Here is a 15738-nt window from a genome sequence, read left to right as displayed (position 1 = left end):
CGCAGGCGCCAGCGGCAGCGTGTCCAGCAGTGGATTGAAGACAAATTTTAGACGGCTTTTAGTTTCCAGTCAGAAATTTCTAAGGTTTTCTCCCGTTTTTTATCGCGCCGCAGCATACATCGTCCGTACAAGGATGAACATGGCTTGATCATTAATATTTTCCATGTTGCCCACTATTTATTTGCTATCCAGCACCGTCACGCCATCCCAGTCCGGCGCGGGGGGCGTGCGGCGGTATTCGTCGAGGCGCGCCGCATACAGCTGGTACAGTCCATCGGCGGGAAAATCCGCTTGCAGCGCGTTGATCAGTGCGCCGGCGCCGGGCCAGTCGCGCGCGCGCAGCCGGGCCAGGGCCGCGTGCCAGCGCTCCAGCTGGGCCAGTTCCCCAGGCGTGGCGTCGGCCAGCAGGCCGCGCGGCTCGAAGATGGCGACGGCTTCCTGCTTGCCCAGCACGCGCACCAGGTCCAGTTCGCGGTACAGGAATTCGGCGGCGGCGGCGCGCGTGGCGGCGCCCGCCACGATGCCCACGCCATAGCGCTTGCTGGCCCCCTCCAGGCGCGCGGCCAGGTTGACGCTGTCGCCCATCACGGTATAGGCGCGGCGGATGCGCGAGCCCATGTCGCCCACGTGCATGGCGCCCGTGTTGATGCCGATGCCGATGCGCAGCGCGGGCCAGCCGCGCGCGCTGAACTCATCGTTCAGGCGCGCCGCGCTGCGCTGCATCAGCAGCGCGCTGGCCACGGCGCGGCTGGCGTGGTCGGGGAAGGCCACGGGCGCGCCCCAGAAGGCCATCACGGCGTCGCCGATGTATTTGTCCAGGGTGCCGCCATGGCTGTCGCGGATATCGTGCGACATGGCCGTCAGGTAGGCGTTGATGTATTCGCGCAGCGTGGCCGGCGCCAGCTGTTCGGAGATGGCCGTGAAGCCGCGCACGTCGGCGAACAGCACCGTCAGTTCGCGGTTTTCGCCATCCATGGTGTAACGCTGCGGATTGTCCGCCATCTCGGCCACCAGTTCGGGCGCCACGTATTCGCCGAAGCGCGCCACCAGCGCACGCCCCTTGCGCACTTCGAAAAAATAGCCCCAGGCCAGGTTGACGATGAACAGCGCGACGATCAGCAGCAGCACCACGGCGCCGCCCAGCACCAGGTCGCGCACGGCGTACAAATACAGGTTGATGCCGATGGTGAGCGCCAGCGCGCCCAGGGTCGCCAGCATCACGCCGGCCGGCGGCAGCACGGCCAGCGCACCCGCCAGCAGCACGCCGAACAGCACGATCTGCAGCAGCTCGAACGCCAGCGCGTAGTCGGGACGCGCCTTGAAGCGGCCGTCGAGGATGGACTTGATCAGGTTGGCATGCACCTCCACGCCCGGATACTCCGCGTTCACGGGCGTGGCGCGGATATCGTTCAAACCGGGCGCCGTGGTCCCCACCAGCACGATGGCGCCTTTCAGCAGCGCGGGCGGCACCGTGCCCGCCAGCACGTCAGCGGCGGAGACATAGCGGAAGGCGCCGCCATGCGGGCCGCCCGTGCCGCGGTACTGCACCGTGGTGGTCAATGCCTCGCCCACGGGAACCGGCATGGCGCCGCGCGGGGTAAACAGCACGATGTGTTCGAGGCCCGCGTTATCCAGCTGGCGCGCCGACAGGCTGTCGGCCGTGGCCGTGAAGCGCGGCGCGATGGCGCGCGCCTGCAGGTAGACGGCGGCCGTGGCCAGCGACAGCGATGGATAGTAGCCATCGCCGATGCGCGTCAGCAGGGTCGATGAGCGCACCACGCCATCGTTGTCCGTCAGTGCCGTGAAAATGCCGGCGCCCCGCGCGGCCGCCTGCAGCGGCGCGATATTGGCTTCGTAGCCGCGCGCCACATAGGCCGTCAGCGTGCGTCCGTTCAAGTCGGCGACGGTGAAAGCCGGCTCGGGCAGCACGCCCTTGGCTTGCTGCGCCGAGATGCTGTAGCCCAGCACCACGGGCTGGCCGCGCATGGCCTCGGCGAACAGGCCATCGTAGTCCATGGCCGGGCGCAGCTTTTCCAGCTGCGCCGGCAAGCCCGGCACGCCGGCCAGCTCTCCCTGCGCCAGGCCTTGCAGCACGGCGTAGCCGGAACTGGTGTCCGCTTCGGGAAACGCGATATCAAAGCCCAGCGCGGCCACGCCGTAATGGCTGGTGAGCTGGCGCACCAGGCGCGCCTGGATGTCGCGGCTCCATGGAAAACGCCCGACGCGGGCCAGGCTTTGCTCGTCGATGTCGACGATGACGATGCGCGCGTCGAGCTGCGGCGCATCAAAGCGCATGCGCCAGTCGCCCAGCATGGCATCGAGGCGCGCGATATTCCCGTTGCCGGCCAGGCACAGGATGGCGGCGGCGACGGTCAGCAGCACGCCCAGAAAAAAACGCGCGCCATGCTTGCGCAACGTCTGCGCCAGCGCCGCGCGCCCGGCCCGCATCACGGCGTATAGCCCGGAATGGCCGCCTCGTCGACGCTATCGATCTGGCTCGGATGCATGTGCTTTTCGGCGAAGGTCAAATAGACTTTGCTGCGGATGAAAACGTCGAACAGCTCCGGGTCGATATGCCCGTTCAGGCTGAAGTTGCCGAGGATGCGCAGCGATTCCGACAGCGACTTGCCCTTTTTATAGGGACGGTCGCGCGCCGTCAGCGCTTCGAAAATATCGGCGATGGCCATCAGCCGCGCCGGCACCGACATCTGCTCTTTCGTCAGGCCGCGCGGGTAGCCCTTGCCATCCATGCGCTCGTGGTGGCCGCCCGCGTATTCCGGCACCTTCTGCAGGTGCTTGGGCCATGGCAGCGCTTCGAGCATGCGGATCGACACGCTGATATGGTTGTTGACGATGGCACGCTCGGCCGCCGTCAGGGTGCCGGCACGGATGGTCAGGTTTTCTGTTTCGTTGGCGTCAAGGAAATCGTGCAGTTCGCCGTCGGCCGCGCGCCAGCGGCGCCGCGCGATCTGCCGCACGCGCTCCTGGTCGGCCTGCGCCATGCTTTCGCCGCCGATGTTGACCGTGCGGATGAAGTCGCGCTCTTCGCGCAAGCTGGCCTGTTCGCGCGCCAGCGCCTGGGCGATGTCGCCCGCCTGCTGCGGCTGCGCCGCCTGCTGGCGCAGGGCCGCGATCTCGGCGTCGCGCAGCAGCACTTCGTAGCGCGTGTCGATCAGGGCGATGCGGTCGAAGATGGTTTCCAGCTTGGTGGCCTTGTCGACCACGTGCACGGGCGTGGTGATCTTGCCGCAATCGTGCAGCAGGCCGGCCAGCCACAGCTGCTTGCGTTCGTTCTCGCTGAGCCGGAAATCGGCCAGCGGCCCCGTTTGCGTGGCGTGCGCGGCATCGGCCAGCAGCATCGTCAGCTCGGGCACGAACTGGCAGTGGCGGCCCGTGTACGGCGATTTTTCATCGATGCCGATATTGATCAGGGTCACGAGCGACTCGAGCAGTTCTTCCAGCTGCGAGATCAATAATTGATTCGTCAGCGCCACGCCGGCCTGCGCGGCCAGCGCCTCGATGAAGCGCTGGTCGGTGGAGGAAAACGCGCGCACCTGGCCGGTGGCGTCATCCTTGGCATTGATCAGCTGCAGCACGCCGATCAGGTCGCCCTCGTGGTCGCTCATGGGCACCGTCAGGATCGACTGCGTGTGGTAGCCGTGCAGGCGGTCGAAATCGCGCATGCCGGAAAAATTGAAGGCCTCGTCGCGGTACACATCGGCGATATTGACGCTGCGGCGCATATTCGCCGCATACGCGGCCACCGACGCCAGGTTGGGCTGGCCGGCCGCATCGGACAGGGGCACGCCGGGCAAGCCGATGTCGGCGCCCTGCCCGATGCCCAGGCTGTCGTTGACGCTGATATCGAAGGCCAGCTGGCGGCCCTGGTCCGCGGGCCGGTACAGGGTGGCGCCATCGGCGCCGCTCATGCCCTTGGCCAGCAGCACGATGCGCTGCAGCAGCGGGCCGATATCGCGCCCTTCGCCGCCCAGGCCATGGCCGAGCGCGACGCTGAGCTCTGTCAATTGCTCCAATCTGTGGGCGATTTTCTCAGGTTGAAGCTGAGGCATGGTGGCGGCAATCAGGTAATGGGCGAGCAAAAAAGGAGAAGTTGGCAAGCGCCAGTGTACCGGCCACCCCGCGCACTGTACATTACTTAGTCACAACAAAATGAAATAACTTTCTCTATTGCAACACACACAAATGTTGCCGCCAATCTCATTAATTAGAATAGAATCAACAATAATTACACAGTAACAAGGTACTGGATGAAATTCACGTTCAGGGGCGTCCGCGGCTCTATCCCCTCCCCCGGTCCGCGCACGGCGCGCTATGGCGGCAACACGACCTGCATCGAGGTGCGCACCGACAACGACAGCCTGATCATCCTTGATGCGGGCAGCGGCATCTTTGCGCTGGCGCAGCAGCTACCGGCCGGCCAGCCGGTGGACGCCCACGTCTTCATCACCCACAGCCACTGGGACCACATCCACGGCCTGCCGATGTTCTCGCCCCTGTTCGTGGCCGGCAACCGCATGCGCCTGCACGGCGCCTATGATGCGGTGGCCGGGCGCGGCATCGAGCACGTGATGGCGGTGCAGCTGCAGGACAGCTATTTCCCCGTCAGCGAAGCGGCCATGGCGGCCAGCATCGACTACCGCACCGTGGCGCCCGGCGAAACCATCGACGTGGGCGGCGCGCGCGTGCGCGGCGCGGAAATGAACCACCCCGTCATCAATCTGGGCTACCGCATCGACTGCGCCGGCGCCTCGCTGTTTTTCAGCGGCGACCATGAACCGTTCTACAACCTGCACCCGCCCGGCCATGCCGAACACGCGGCCTGCGCCGCGCGCAATGCGCAGCGCCAGGCCGGCATCGACGCGCTGGTGGCCGGTGTCGACGCGCTGATCATGGACTGCTCCTACACGCGCGAGGAATACCCGGCCAAGCAGGGCTGGGGCCACGGCACCTTCGACGCCGCGTTCGAGCTGGCCCTGCGCTGCGGCGCCCGGCGCCTGTACTGCACCCACCACGAACCGACGCGCAGCGACGAGCAGCTCGAAGCCGTGTTTGCCGACGTGATGGGCCGCCACGCGGGCCGCCTGGCCGGCTTGCAAGTCTTCCTCGCGTACGAGGGGCTGACGGTGGAACTGGCGTGAGCAACTGCGGCCGGCGCTATGTTGTGCACCGAACGGTGGCACAGACCGCCACGCGGCATCATGGACACTCATCATTCAAGGAGAGCGCCATGAGCAAACCCCACGATACGCCACGTGAGCAGCAACAGCGGGAAGACCAGCAAGCCCAGCAGGAAGCAAACAAGATCCGCCAGCAAGCGGAACATGATAAAGGCGCGATCCGCCAGAATGATGGCCTGAAGCCGCATCAAGGCGGCGACAAGGGTCCACGCGGCCAGTAGGCAAAAAAAAAGGGAGCCGCGAGGCTCCCTTCTTACTGGCGCTGGCTATCCATTACATGATGTGCCGGCCAATCCACCAGGCGATCGCCGCAACGAATGCCGAGGCAGGAATCGTGAAGATCCAGGCCCAGACGATGTTGCCGGCGACACCCCAGCGTACGGCCGACATTTTTTGTGCCGAGCCGACGCCGACGATGGCGCCCGTGATGGTGTGCGTGGTCGACACGGGAATGCCCATGGCCGTCGAGATGAACAGGGTGATGGCGCCGCCCGTTTCAGCGCAGAAGCCGCCGACCGGTTTGAGCTTGGTGATCTTCTGGCCCATGGTCTTGACGATGCGCCAGCCGCCGAACAGCGTACCGAAGCTGATGGCCGTGTAGCACGAGATGATGACCCACAGCGGTGGCACGGCGTCGGTGGTGCTCGAATAGCCGGCGGCGATCAGCAGCATCCAGATGATGCCGATGGTTTTTTGCGCGTCATTGCCGCCGTGGCCCAGGCTGTACGCCGCGGCCGAAACCAGCTGCAGGCGGCGGAACCATTTGTCGACCTTGCGCGGCGTCGAGCGCACGAAGATCCACGACACCAGCAGCATGATCAGCGAACCGAACAGGAAGCCCAGCACCGGCGACAGCACGATGAACAGCACGACTTTCCACAGGCCGGCCGAGATCAGCGCGCCCGTGCCGGACTTGGCCACAGCGGCGCCCACCAGGCCACCGATCAGGGCGTGCGAGGACGACGAAGGAATGCCGTAGTACCAGGTGACGAGGTTCCACACGATGGCGCCCATGAGGGCGCCAAATATCACATATTGGTCAATCACCGCGGGGTCGATCGTCCCCTTGCCCACCGTGGCGGCCACGGTCAGCTGGTGGAAGACGAAGATGGCGACGAAATTGAAGGTGGCAGCCATGGCAACCGCGGTCTGCGGTTTCAATACGCCTGTCGAGACCACCGTGGCGATCGCGTTGGCGGCATCGTGGAAGCCGTTCATGAAGTCAAATAGCAGTGCAAGGATGACGAGCAGGCCTAGCACGTAGATGCTCATTTGGATGGTTTGCATGGATTTTTCTTTTCTGATTCTGTTTCAGGACAGACGCTGTTACGCGTTTTCGACGATGATGCCTTCGATAATGTTGGACACATCTTCGCAACGGTCTGTCACGGTTTCCAGAATTTCATAGATCGCCTTCAGCTTGATCAGGGTGCGCACGTCCGGTTCGTCGCGGAACAGCTTGGACATGGCGGCGCGCATCACGTGGTCGGCGTCCGATTCCAGGCGGTCGATCTCTTCGCAGATGGCGACGATCTTGCGCGAGTTATCCATGTTGTGCAGCATGGCCACGGCGTCGCGGACTTTCTCGGTGCACGCCAGTACCAGTTCGGCCAGGCGCTTGGCTTCCGGCGTGACGGCTTTCAGGTCGTACAGCGACACGGTTTGCGCCGCATCTTCCAGCAGGTCGAGGATGTCGTCCTGGCGCGTGATCAGCTGATGGATGTCATCGCGGTCGATCGGCGTGATGAAGGTCTTGTGCAGCATTTCCACGGTGGCGTAGGTGACTTTGTCCGCCTGTTTCTCGATGCTTTCAATCGCATGTACGCGGTTTTCCAGGTCGTCGAAATTGGTCATCAGGCCGAGCATCTCTTTTGCGCCCTTGACGCACAGTTCCGCGTGCTGGTTAAACAATTCAAAAAACTTGCCCTCAGTGGGCATCAAGCGTCCAAACATGTCATTCTCCGTTAAGCATTGAGTCGTGTTATTTACTACAGAAAGCCGCCCCGTTGTCGGGGGCGGCCAATGGAATATCAGTGCTGCTGTGTTAGTCGCCTTGGTAAAGCGCCAGGCCACCACTGTAATTGCCAAATTTGGTGTACTGCCCCATGAAGGTGAGGCGGATGCTGCCGATTGGACCGTTACGTTGTTTGCCGATGATGATTTCGGCCGTCCCCTTGTCTGGCGAGTCGGGGTTATACACCTCGTCGCGGTAAATGAACAGGATCACGTCGGCATCCTGCTCAATAGCGCCCGATTCGCGCAAGTCGGACATGACCGGACGTTTGTTCGGGCGTTGTTCCAGCGAGCGGTTCAGCTGGGACAGCGCGATCACGGGACAACCGAGTTCTTTCGCCAGGCCTTTCAAGCCCCGCGAAATTTCGGAAATTTCCGTGGCGCGGTTATCGCCCGGAGTATTTGCCGACATCAGTTGCAAGTAATCGACGATGATCAGGCCCAGCTTGCCGCATTGACGCGACAGACGGCGCGAACGGGCGCGCAATTCGATCGAGTTCAGCGCCGGCGTTTCATCGATGTACAACTGGGCGTCGTTCATCTTTTGAATCGCGTTGGTCAGGCGCGGCCAGTCTTCATCGTTCAGGCGGCCGGTACGCAGACGGTGCTGGTCCAGCTGTCCCACGGAGCCCAGCATACGCATGGCCAGCTGGGCGCCGCCCATCTCCATCGAGAACACGGCCACGGGCAAGCCGCTGTCGATGGCCACGTTTTCGCCGATGTTGACGGAAAACGCCGTCTTGCCCATCGAAGGACGTCCCGCCACGATCACCAGGTCGCCCGGCTGCAGACCGGAGGTCATGCGGTCGAGGTCGATGAAACCGGTGGGCACGCCCGTGATTTCACTCTGGTTGTCGCGGCTGTACAGCTCATCGATGCGCTCGACCACCTGCGTCAGCAGGGGCTGGATCGCGGTCCAGCCTTGGGCGCCGCGCGCGCCTTCTTCGGCGATGGCGAAGATCTTCGACTCGGCCTCGTCAAGCATCTGCTTGACTTCCTTGCCTTGCGGGCTGAAGGCCGTGCCGGAAATATCGTCAGCGACGGTGATGAGTTTGCGCAGCACGCCGCGGTCGCGCACGATCTCGGCGTAGCGCCGGATGTTCGCGGCCGATGGCGTGTTTTGCGCCATGGCGTTCAGGTAAGCGAGTCCGCCCACATCCTCGGCCTTGCCGAGCTGGGTCAGGGTTTCAAAAACAGTAATGACATCGGCTGGCTTGGAAGCGTTAACCATCTTGACGATTTGCTCGAAGATGATGCGATGGTCATAGCGATAGAAATCCTCCGCATGCATGAAGTCGGCGATGCGGTCATACGCGGCATTGTCGCGCAGCAGACCACCGATGACGGATTGTTCTGCTTCGATCGAATGCGGCGGAATACGGAGGGAATCCAGTTGCGGATCAGAGGGGGCGTTCATGGCGCGAATTATACCCGCTTCGGCGTCAGGGCAAAAAAAAAGGGCGAAAAATCGCGGAAAAAAAGGCCACAAAAAAGCCGGGCGAACCCGGCTTTTCATAGTGCGGCAGCGCTTGCGGGCCAGGCCCGCAGACGATTACGCGTTCGCGTCTGGTACGACAGCGATAACAACTTCCACGACCACGTCGGTGTGCAGAGCAACCGAAACGTTGTGCTCGCCAACGATCTTCAACGGGCCGGTAGGCATGCGGATTTGTGCTTTTTCAACAGCAAAACCTTGCTTGGTCAGCGCTTCAGCGATGTCGAAGTTGGTGACGGAACCGAACAGACGGCCATCAACACCAGCTTTTTGAGCAACTTGAACGGTCAGGCCGCTCAGTTTTTCGCCCTGGGCTTGCGATGCGGCCAGTTTGGCGGCAGCAGCTTTTTCCAGTTCGGCGCGCTTGACTTCGAATTCAGCCACAGCGGTTGCCGTGGCACGACGTGCCAGGCGTTGCGGGATCAGGAAGTTACGTGCGTAACCGTCTTTGACTTTGACGACTTCGCCGAGGTTACCGACGTTAACAACTTTTTCTAACAGAATGATTTGCATAGTTCTTCTCCAGGAATATCTGACCGATTAAGCGTGGTGCAGATCGGTGTATGGCAGCAGCGCGAGGAAGCGAGCGCGCTTGATTGCGGTGTCAACTTGGCGCTGGTAGTGCGCTTTGGTACCGGTCAGGCGTGCTGGCATGATCTTGCCGTTTTCTTGGACGAAGTCTTTCAGCGTGTCGACGTCTTTGTAGTCGACTTGCTCAACGTGAGCTGCGGTGAAGCGGCAGAACTTCTTGCGTTTGAACAACGGGTTTTGCTGTTTGCGTTTTTCTTTAAGCTTGAGCTTATTTTTGTCGAACTTTTTACCGAATGCCATGTCAGGCTCCTGTATCTAAAATGCGCTAGTCAGAATTGACTGCACTAAAATCAATGATGTGAAACACCAAACTCTTGCTGTTGCGGCTCTTCCTGGCCAGGAAACCCGTGAACTGATACACCCCACCCAAGTTTGCCTGACTGAACCGGCCTGAGATTTCGCCAGCGGCTAGCGCGGCAACATCAAACTCGGTCAAACGGGCAATCCCTGCTTCCATCTGCTGCGAACTGTGCTGCAATACTGCATTCACAATCGGCAGCCCTGCCGGGGTATAGCGCAATATTTCGCGCTCGGCAATGATGGCGGTTACTTGTAGCTGGTTCAGCGCACGATCCTGGTCAAGAATTAAGCTGCTGCTGCGGCTGGAGCGGCTGGAGCGGCTGCTGGTGCTTCGGTGCGGTGGCTTTTGGCCGCGTCTTCGCGTTGTACCGATTTCATCATCGGCGAAGGAGCTGTTTCAGCTTTCTTCATTTTAACGGTCAGGTGACGCAACACGGCATCATTGAATTTGAATGCTGTTTCCAACTCGACCAGGGTCTCGTTGTCGCATTCGATGTTCAGGCAGATGTAGTGTGCTTTAGGCAGCTTTTGGATCGAGTAAGCCATTTGACGGCGGCCCCAATCTTCCACGCGGTGAACCGAACCGCCGCGGGTGGTTACGCTGGCTTTGTAGCGTTCGATCATCGCGGGCACTTGCTCGCTTTGGTCCGGATGGACGATAAAGACTATTTCATAATGACGCATGCAAACTCCTTCAGGTCGGATTGATAATCGCCCACCCCGGCGTCAAGACGGGTGTGGGAAGGTCAGCCGAAGATTATAACCGCCTTTTGCAAACGTTTCAATCATTCCTTCCACCTGCACCCGAAAAGTCCGCGCGCCGCGCCGCTTTTCATCGGTGCACAAGTATTTCTTGCGAAATCCGCCCAAAATACGGAAATCCCCTTGCATAGTGGACGATACTGTACAAAAATACAGACTGTTCATATAGACAGCATTTTAGTATGCACCCACCGCTCATGATCAAGCTGACAGCACGACAAGAACAAATCCTGAACCTGATCAAGGACGCGATTGAAAATACGGGTTTCCCTCCCACCCGTGCCGAGATCGCCAATGAATTGGGCTTCAAATCGGCCAACGCGGCCGAAGAGCATTTGCAGGCCCTGGCCCGCAAGGGCGCCATCGAGATTTCGCCGGGCACCTCGCGCGGCATCCGCCTGATCGGCGCTGCCGCAGAAACCCTGCCATCGAAGGTGCCGGCAGCGCTGCTGATGTCGCTGCCGCTGATCGGCCGGGTGGCGGCCGGCTCGCCCATCCTGGCGCAGGAAAACCTGGAAGCGAGCTACAACGTCGACCCTGCCCTGTTCTCGGCCAAGCCCGACTTCCTGCTGAAGGTGCGCGGCTGGTCCATGCGCGACGCCGGCATCATGGATGGCGACTTGCTGGCCGTGAAAAAGGTCGACAGCGCCAAGAACGGCCAGATCGTCGTCGCCCGCATCGGCGACGAAGTCACCGTCAAGCGCTACAAAAAAACCGGTTCCGTCATCGAACTGCTGCCGGAAAACCCCGACTTCAAGGTGATCACCGTGTCGCCGGAAGACGAGTTTGCTTTGGAAGGTTTGGCGGTAGGCTTGATGCGCAGCTGGCATTAAATTGCCGCACGTAAAAAAGGGCCGCGACAGCATCACTGTCGCGGCCCTTTTTACATGGTGCGCGGCTGCTTATGCGTCCAGTGCGTTGCTGAAATCTTCCAATAAGTCTGCTTCATCTTCGATACCGACAGACACGCGAATCAAGGACTCGGCAATGCCCATGCTGGCGCGGCGCTCGGCGCCCATCTCATAAAAGATCGTGTGGGCGACAGGAATCACCAGGGTGCGCGTGTCGCCCAGGTTGCTCGCGGGAATAGCCAGGTTCAACCGATTGAGGAAATCGAAGCAGTCGATGCCATCCTTCAGCTCAAAGCTGAACAGCGAACCATAGCTGCGGAACAGGTCCGTCGCCAGCGCATGTTGCGGGTGCGACGCCAGGCCCGGGTAATGCACGGCAGCCACTCGTGGGTCGGCGGCAAGCATGGTCGCCAGCGCCAGGGCGTTCGAGCAGGTGCGGTCCATGCGCAAGGCCATGGTTTCCGCGCCGACAGCAATATGGTGCGCCGCTTCCGGACCCAGCGAGGCGCCGAAATCGCGCAAGGCCTTGGCGCGGATTTGCGCGATGCCCCACTGCGCCGGCGCCGCCTTTTTATAATTTTCAAAGATGTTCGGGTACCGCGTCCAGTCGAACACGCCCGTATCCGTCAGGCTGCCGCCCAGCGCATTGCCGTGGCCGCCGATGGATTTCGTCAAGGCGTTCACCACCAGGCCCGCACCCACGGCTTTCGGGCGGAACAGATACGGCGTCGTCATGGTGTTGTCGACGATGTAGAGGATGCCTTTTTCACGGCACAGGTCGCCGATTTTCTTCAGGTCGGCGATCTGCGTACGGGGATTGGCGATGGTTTCCACAAACACGATGCGCGTGGCCGGCGTAATGGCGGCCGCCACGTTGGCCACCTCGGTGGCGTCGACGAACGACACGCCGATGCCCTGCCCCGTCACCGTTTGCCACAGGCTGTTGGTGTTGCCAAACAAAAACGCCGACGAGACGACATGGTCGCCCGCGCGCAACAGCGACTGCACCACGGCGCCGATGGCGCCCATGCCGGTGGCGAAGCACAAAGTCGCCACGCCGTCTTCCATCTTGTTGACCTTGTCTTCCAGCGCGGAAACGGTCGGGTTACCCTGGCGGCCATAGCGGAAGCCTGGCTCCTTGCCCTGGAACACGGAAGCAAGCTGGCGCGCATCGGCGTAGCCAAAGGCAACGGAAGTGTGCACGGGCTTGTGCAAGGAGCCGTGCTCGATGCCCTTGCGGCGGTCGTTGTGCAGGATGGTGGTGGTGAAGCCGTAGTTTTTTTTGGTAGTCATGGTGGAAGTTCCAAATACTCGTCTTGCCGCTTAACCCAAGGCAAGTGCTGGGGTCAGTCCCTTCGGGATCGGAATGCGCACCACTGGCGCGCACTCCCCCGGCGGGTCTGACCCCGAAAAAAAAGCCCGGCAATAGCCGGGCCCAGTATCAAGCCTCGGTAGTAGCGAGGTTCAGGTTCAGCTGGGAACGCGGCGTATCTTCGGGCGCTGCCGCCTTCGGATGGTGGCGCGCATATTCCAGGCGGTCCAGGTATTCCTGCGACACGTCGCCCGTCACGTAGACGCCATCGAAGCACGATGCCTCGAAGTTGGTCAGGGCCGGGTTGACGTCGGCAATCGCCTGCTTCAGCGCTTCGATATCCTGGTACACCAGGTAGTCGGCCGTGATTTCGCGGCACACTTCTTCCGTCGTGCGGCCGTAGGCGATCAATTCGTCGCGCGTCGGCATGTCGATGCCGTACACGTTCGGGTAGATCACCGGTGGCGCGGCCGAGGCGAAGATGACCTTAGTCGCGCCCGCTTCGCGCGCCATCTGCACGATTTCACGGCTGGTGGTGCCGCGCACGATGGAGTCGTCGACCAGCAGCACGACTTTATCCTTGAACTCGGATGGAATCGCGTTGAGCTTCTGGCGCACGGATTTCTTACGCGCCGCCTGGCCCGGCATGATGAAGGTACGGCCGATGTAGCGGTTCTTGATGAAGCCTTCGCGGTACTCGATGTTCAGCGCCATGGCCAGCTGGATGGCGGCCGGTCGCGAGGAATCGGGAATCGGCATGACCACGTCGATATGCACGCCGGGCAATTCGGTGCGGATCTTTTCGGCCAGGTATTCGCCCATTTTCAGGCGCGTGGCGTACACGGAAGCGCCGTCGATGACGGAATCGGGACGCGCCAGGTAGACGAATTCGAAGACGCACGGATTCAGGCTGGCATTGTCGGCGCACTGGGCGCTGTGCAATTGCTTGTCGGCGTCGATGAAGACGGCTTCGCCAGGACCGATGTCGCGCACGAAGCGGAAGCCCATGCCTTCCAGGGCCACGGATTCGGAAGCGATCAGGTATTCAGGACCCTGCTCCGTTTCATTGATGCCCAGGCACAGCGGACGGATGCCGTGCGGGTCGCGGAAGGCCAGCAAGCCCACGCCGGCGATTTGCGCGACGGCGGCGTAGCCACCCTTGACGCGGCGGTTCAGCACGGTGACGGCCTTGAAGATGGCTTCCGGGTCCAGGTTCAGGCCCGTCGTCGCTTCCTGGATTTCATGCGCCAGCACGTTGAGCAGCACTTCCGAGTCGGAATCGGTATTGATGTGGCGGCGGTCGTTCTTGAACATTTCCTGTTTCAACTGCTCCCAGTTGGTCAGGTTGCCATTGTGCGCCAGGGTGATGCCGAACGGCGCATTCACATAAAACGGCTGTGCTTCCTCTTCGCTCGACGAACCGGCCGTCGGGTAGCGACAGTGGCCGATGCCGGTGGTGCCTTGCAGCGAACGCATGTTGCGCGTACGGAAGACGTCACGTACGAGGCCATTGGCCTTGTGCATGGAAAACATACTGCTGTGATTGGTCGCAATCCCTGCCGCATCCTGACCGCGATGTTGCAAGAGCAACAATGCATCATAGAGCAATTGATTGACAGGTTGATGGGAAACGACGCCGACGATGCCACACATGGTGTGCTCCTAAACTGTGCTACTGATTTTAAAAAAAATTCAAAATTTCACATGCTGCGCGTAAGCGGCAGGCAGATAAGGCTTGATGGCGCGCGCGCCCTGTTCCGCGACCGGGCTGAGCAGCGCGTTTTTCCAGAATGGCTGCTGCGGGATGGTCGTCATACCGCACAAGATGACGGCGGTCAGCACGATCACAAGGCCCCGCGCCAGGCCGAACAGGCTGCCCAGGGTGCGGTCGGCCAGGCTCAGGCCCGTCACCTTGACAAGCGCGTCGACCGTCATGGACAGCAAGCCCATCAGAATACGCACGCCGATGAACAGCACGACGAAGGCCAGCAATAACCGGATGGCTTCGCCCGGTACGGCTTCCGGCAGGAATTTCGCCAGGGTGGCGCCATAGGCGTTGGCAATGACGAAGGCCACGATCCAGCTGACCAATGACAGTATTTCCTTGACCAGGCCACGCATCATGCTGATCAGCACGGACGTCACCAGCACGAACAGCACCAGGTAATCGAAGATCGTCACGCGCGCTCAGCCTTGCATGATCACGCTGGCACCAGCGAACCGCCCAGGCCCAGCTTTTGCAGCTTGGCGCGTGTCTTTTCCGCGTCTTCGCGGCTGCCGAACGGGCCCACCCGCACACGGATACGCTCGCCAGCAGGGCTGGAGACTTTCTGCGTGTACGACTTGATGCCTGCTTCGCGCAGCTTGTCCTGCAATTCGTCGACCTTGTCCTGCGTCGCCAGGGCCGCCACCTGCACCACGAACTTGCCGCTGCCGGCATCGTGGGCTTTTTCCTGCGGCTTCTCCACGGGCTTGCCTTCCAGGATCGCCAGTGCGCGCGCCGCATCGTCGGCAGACTGCGCCGGCTTGGCAGGTTTCGCTTCGGGCTTGGCTTCCGGTTTCACCTCATGCTTGGGCTCAGGCTTGGTTTCCGCCTTGGGCTCGTGCTTCGGTTCCGGCTTCGGTTCGTGTTTCGGTTCAGGTTTCGGCTCCACCTTGACCGGCTTGGGCTCGGGCTTCGGCTCCGGTTTCGGCTCCGGTTTCGGCTCCACATACGCGGGCTTGACGGGAGCTGGCTGGGCAGCGGCAAGCACGGGTGCTGGCGCTGGCGCCGGCTTGGCCGCCGGCGGCAGCGGCGTGTCGACGATTTCCTCGGACTGGTCCAGGCCATTGCTTGCCGCGGCCTGGGCCGGGACGGCCGGCACGGGTGCAGGTGCCGGCGCGGCTTTTTCCTTCGACGGGATGTCGATGGCGATATCGTTGAAAGGGGCTTTCGGCTCGGAATCGAGCAGCATCGGCAAGCCGACAGCCACGCCCAGGGCCAGGGCGATGGCCCCGACCAGGCGGCGGCGTGCGCGCTTCTTTTCAGGCAAGACCGGATCCGTTGCGTCCTTGCCGCCACGGCGCGATCCGCCGCCACCGGAGGTGTTGGCAGCGCGCTTGCGGGTCGGCGACTGTGCTTCGCCAGGGACATAAAAGCCGCTGTCTTCGCCAGAGGATTCTTGCTTGTTTTTAAACAGTTTCGAGAACAAGCCCATGCGTGATTTTCAGTCGAGT

At 61.8% G+C, this 15738-nt stretch carries 16 protein-coding genes; 3 read left to right on the top strand and 13 right to left on the bottom strand.

All coding sequences use genetic code 11. The features are described from left to right. Window positions 1-177: 177 nt before the first annotated feature. Window positions 178-2448, bottom strand: a complete 2271-nt coding sequence (locus ACQ4WR_RS17360; RefSeq protein WP_436488775.1) for a CHASE2 domain-containing protein — start codon at window positions 2446-2448, stop codon at window positions 178-180. Continuing rightward, on the bottom strand, window positions 2448-4070 hold the full coding sequence (locus ACQ4WR_RS17355) for an HD domain-containing phosphohydrolase (protein ID WP_436488722.1): 1623 nt from the start codon (window positions 4068-4070) through the stop codon (window positions 2448-2450). Before ACQ4WR_RS17355 ends, ACQ4WR_RS17360 begins: the two co-directional genes overlap by 1 nt. A 198-nt stretch (window positions 4071-4268) precedes the next feature. Between ACQ4WR_RS17355 and ACQ4WR_RS17350 the strand changes: the two genes are divergently transcribed. After that, on the top strand, window positions 4269-5159 hold the full coding sequence (locus ACQ4WR_RS17350; RefSeq protein WP_102296557.1) for an MBL fold metallo-hydrolase: 891 nt from the start codon (window positions 4269-4271) through the stop codon (window positions 5157-5159). 89 nt (window positions 5160-5248) lie between these two features. Beyond that, a complete protein-coding gene (locus ACQ4WR_RS17345; RefSeq protein ID WP_180979496.1) occupies window positions 5249-5419 on the top strand; it encodes a hypothetical protein in 171 nt (56 codons plus the stop codon). A gap of 52 nt (window positions 5420-5471) precedes the next feature. Here the strand turns inward: ACQ4WR_RS17345 and ACQ4WR_RS17340 are convergent, their stop codons facing one another. The 7 genes from ACQ4WR_RS17340 to rpsF form a co-directional block, all read right to left on the bottom strand. After that, on the bottom strand, window positions 5472-6485 hold the full coding sequence (locus tag ACQ4WR_RS17340) for an inorganic phosphate transporter (protein ID WP_436488720.1): 1014 nt from the start codon (window positions 6483-6485) through the stop codon (window positions 5472-5474). Window positions 6486-6524: 39 nt separating this feature from the next. Further along, complete coding sequence (locus ACQ4WR_RS17335) at window positions 6525-7151, bottom strand: DUF47 domain-containing protein (protein ID WP_102296560.1); 627 nt, start codon at window positions 7149-7151, stop codon at window positions 6525-6527. Window positions 7152-7242: 91 nt separating this feature from the next. Next, on the bottom strand, window positions 7243-8628 hold the full coding sequence (locus tag ACQ4WR_RS17330; protein ID WP_071322553.1) for a replicative DNA helicase: 1386 nt from the start codon (window positions 8626-8628) through the stop codon (window positions 7243-7245). Between the two features lie 135 nt (window positions 8629-8763). After that, complete coding sequence (gene rplI / locus ACQ4WR_RS17325; protein ID WP_034783456.1) at window positions 8764-9219, bottom strand: 50S ribosomal protein L9; 456 nt, start codon at window positions 9217-9219, stop codon at window positions 8764-8766. 27 nt (window positions 9220-9246) lie between these two features. Further along, a complete protein-coding gene (gene rpsR, locus ACQ4WR_RS17320) occupies window positions 9247-9537 on the bottom strand; it encodes a 30S ribosomal protein S18 (RefSeq protein ID WP_010400024.1) in 291 nt (96 codons plus the stop codon). A 25-nt stretch (window positions 9538-9562) separates the two neighbouring features. Continuing rightward, window positions 9563-9862: a primosomal replication protein N gene (gene priB, locus ACQ4WR_RS17315; protein ID WP_034750494.1), complete on the bottom strand. Its 300-nt coding sequence runs from the start codon at window positions 9860-9862 to the stop codon at window positions 9563-9565. Window positions 9863-9882: 20 nt separating this feature from the next. Then, window positions 9883-10281: a 30S ribosomal protein S6 gene (rpsF, locus tag ACQ4WR_RS17310; protein WP_436488717.1), complete on the bottom strand. Its 399-nt coding sequence runs from the start codon at window positions 10279-10281 to the stop codon at window positions 9883-9885. A 275-nt stretch (window positions 10282-10556) separates the two neighbouring features. Between rpsF and lexA the strand changes: the two genes are divergently transcribed. Next, window positions 10557-11192 carry a transcriptional repressor LexA gene (gene lexA / locus ACQ4WR_RS17305; protein ID WP_071322550.1) on the top strand — a complete coding sequence of 212 codons (636 nt, stop codon included), beginning with the start codon at window positions 10557-10559 and terminating at the stop codon, window positions 11190-11192. A gap of 69 nt (window positions 11193-11261) precedes the next feature. On the opposite strand, the gene ACQ4WR_RS17300 is transcribed toward lexA, so the two are convergent. The 4 genes from ACQ4WR_RS17300 to ACQ4WR_RS17285 all read right to left on the bottom strand — a co-directional run bounded on the left by ACQ4WR_RS17300 (window position 11262) and on the right by ACQ4WR_RS17285 (window position 15719). Then, the gene (locus tag ACQ4WR_RS17300; protein WP_436488715.1) at window positions 11262-12503 is read right to left on the bottom strand and encodes a cystathionine gamma-synthase family protein; all 1242 of its coding nucleotides are present in this window, start codon (window positions 12501-12503) and stop codon (window positions 11262-11264) included. Between the two features lie 148 nt (window positions 12504-12651). Next, window positions 12652-14175 carry an amidophosphoribosyltransferase gene (gene purF, locus ACQ4WR_RS17295; RefSeq protein WP_102296565.1) on the bottom strand — a complete coding sequence of 508 codons (1524 nt, stop codon included), beginning with the start codon at window positions 14173-14175 and terminating at the stop codon, window positions 12652-12654. Between the two features lie 39 nt (window positions 14176-14214). After that, window positions 14215-14703 (bottom strand): CvpA family protein, encoded by a 489-nt coding sequence (locus ACQ4WR_RS17290; RefSeq protein ID WP_102296567.1) that lies wholly within the window; start codon window positions 14701-14703, stop codon window positions 14215-14217. Between the two features lie 20 nt (window positions 14704-14723). Then, a complete protein-coding gene (locus ACQ4WR_RS17285; RefSeq protein ID WP_436488712.1) occupies window positions 14724-15719 on the bottom strand; it encodes an SPOR domain-containing protein in 996 nt (331 codons plus the stop codon). Window positions 15720-15738: the final 19 nt, after the last annotated feature.

It is taken from the genome of Janthinobacterium amylolyticum, assembly GCF_051380655.1.
Lineage (GTDB): Bacteria > Pseudomonadota > Gammaproteobacteria > Burkholderiales > Burkholderiaceae_D > Janthinobacterium.
Note: the sequence above shows the minus strand (reverse complement) of the source record. Positions and strands in the feature narration are given on the sequence as shown.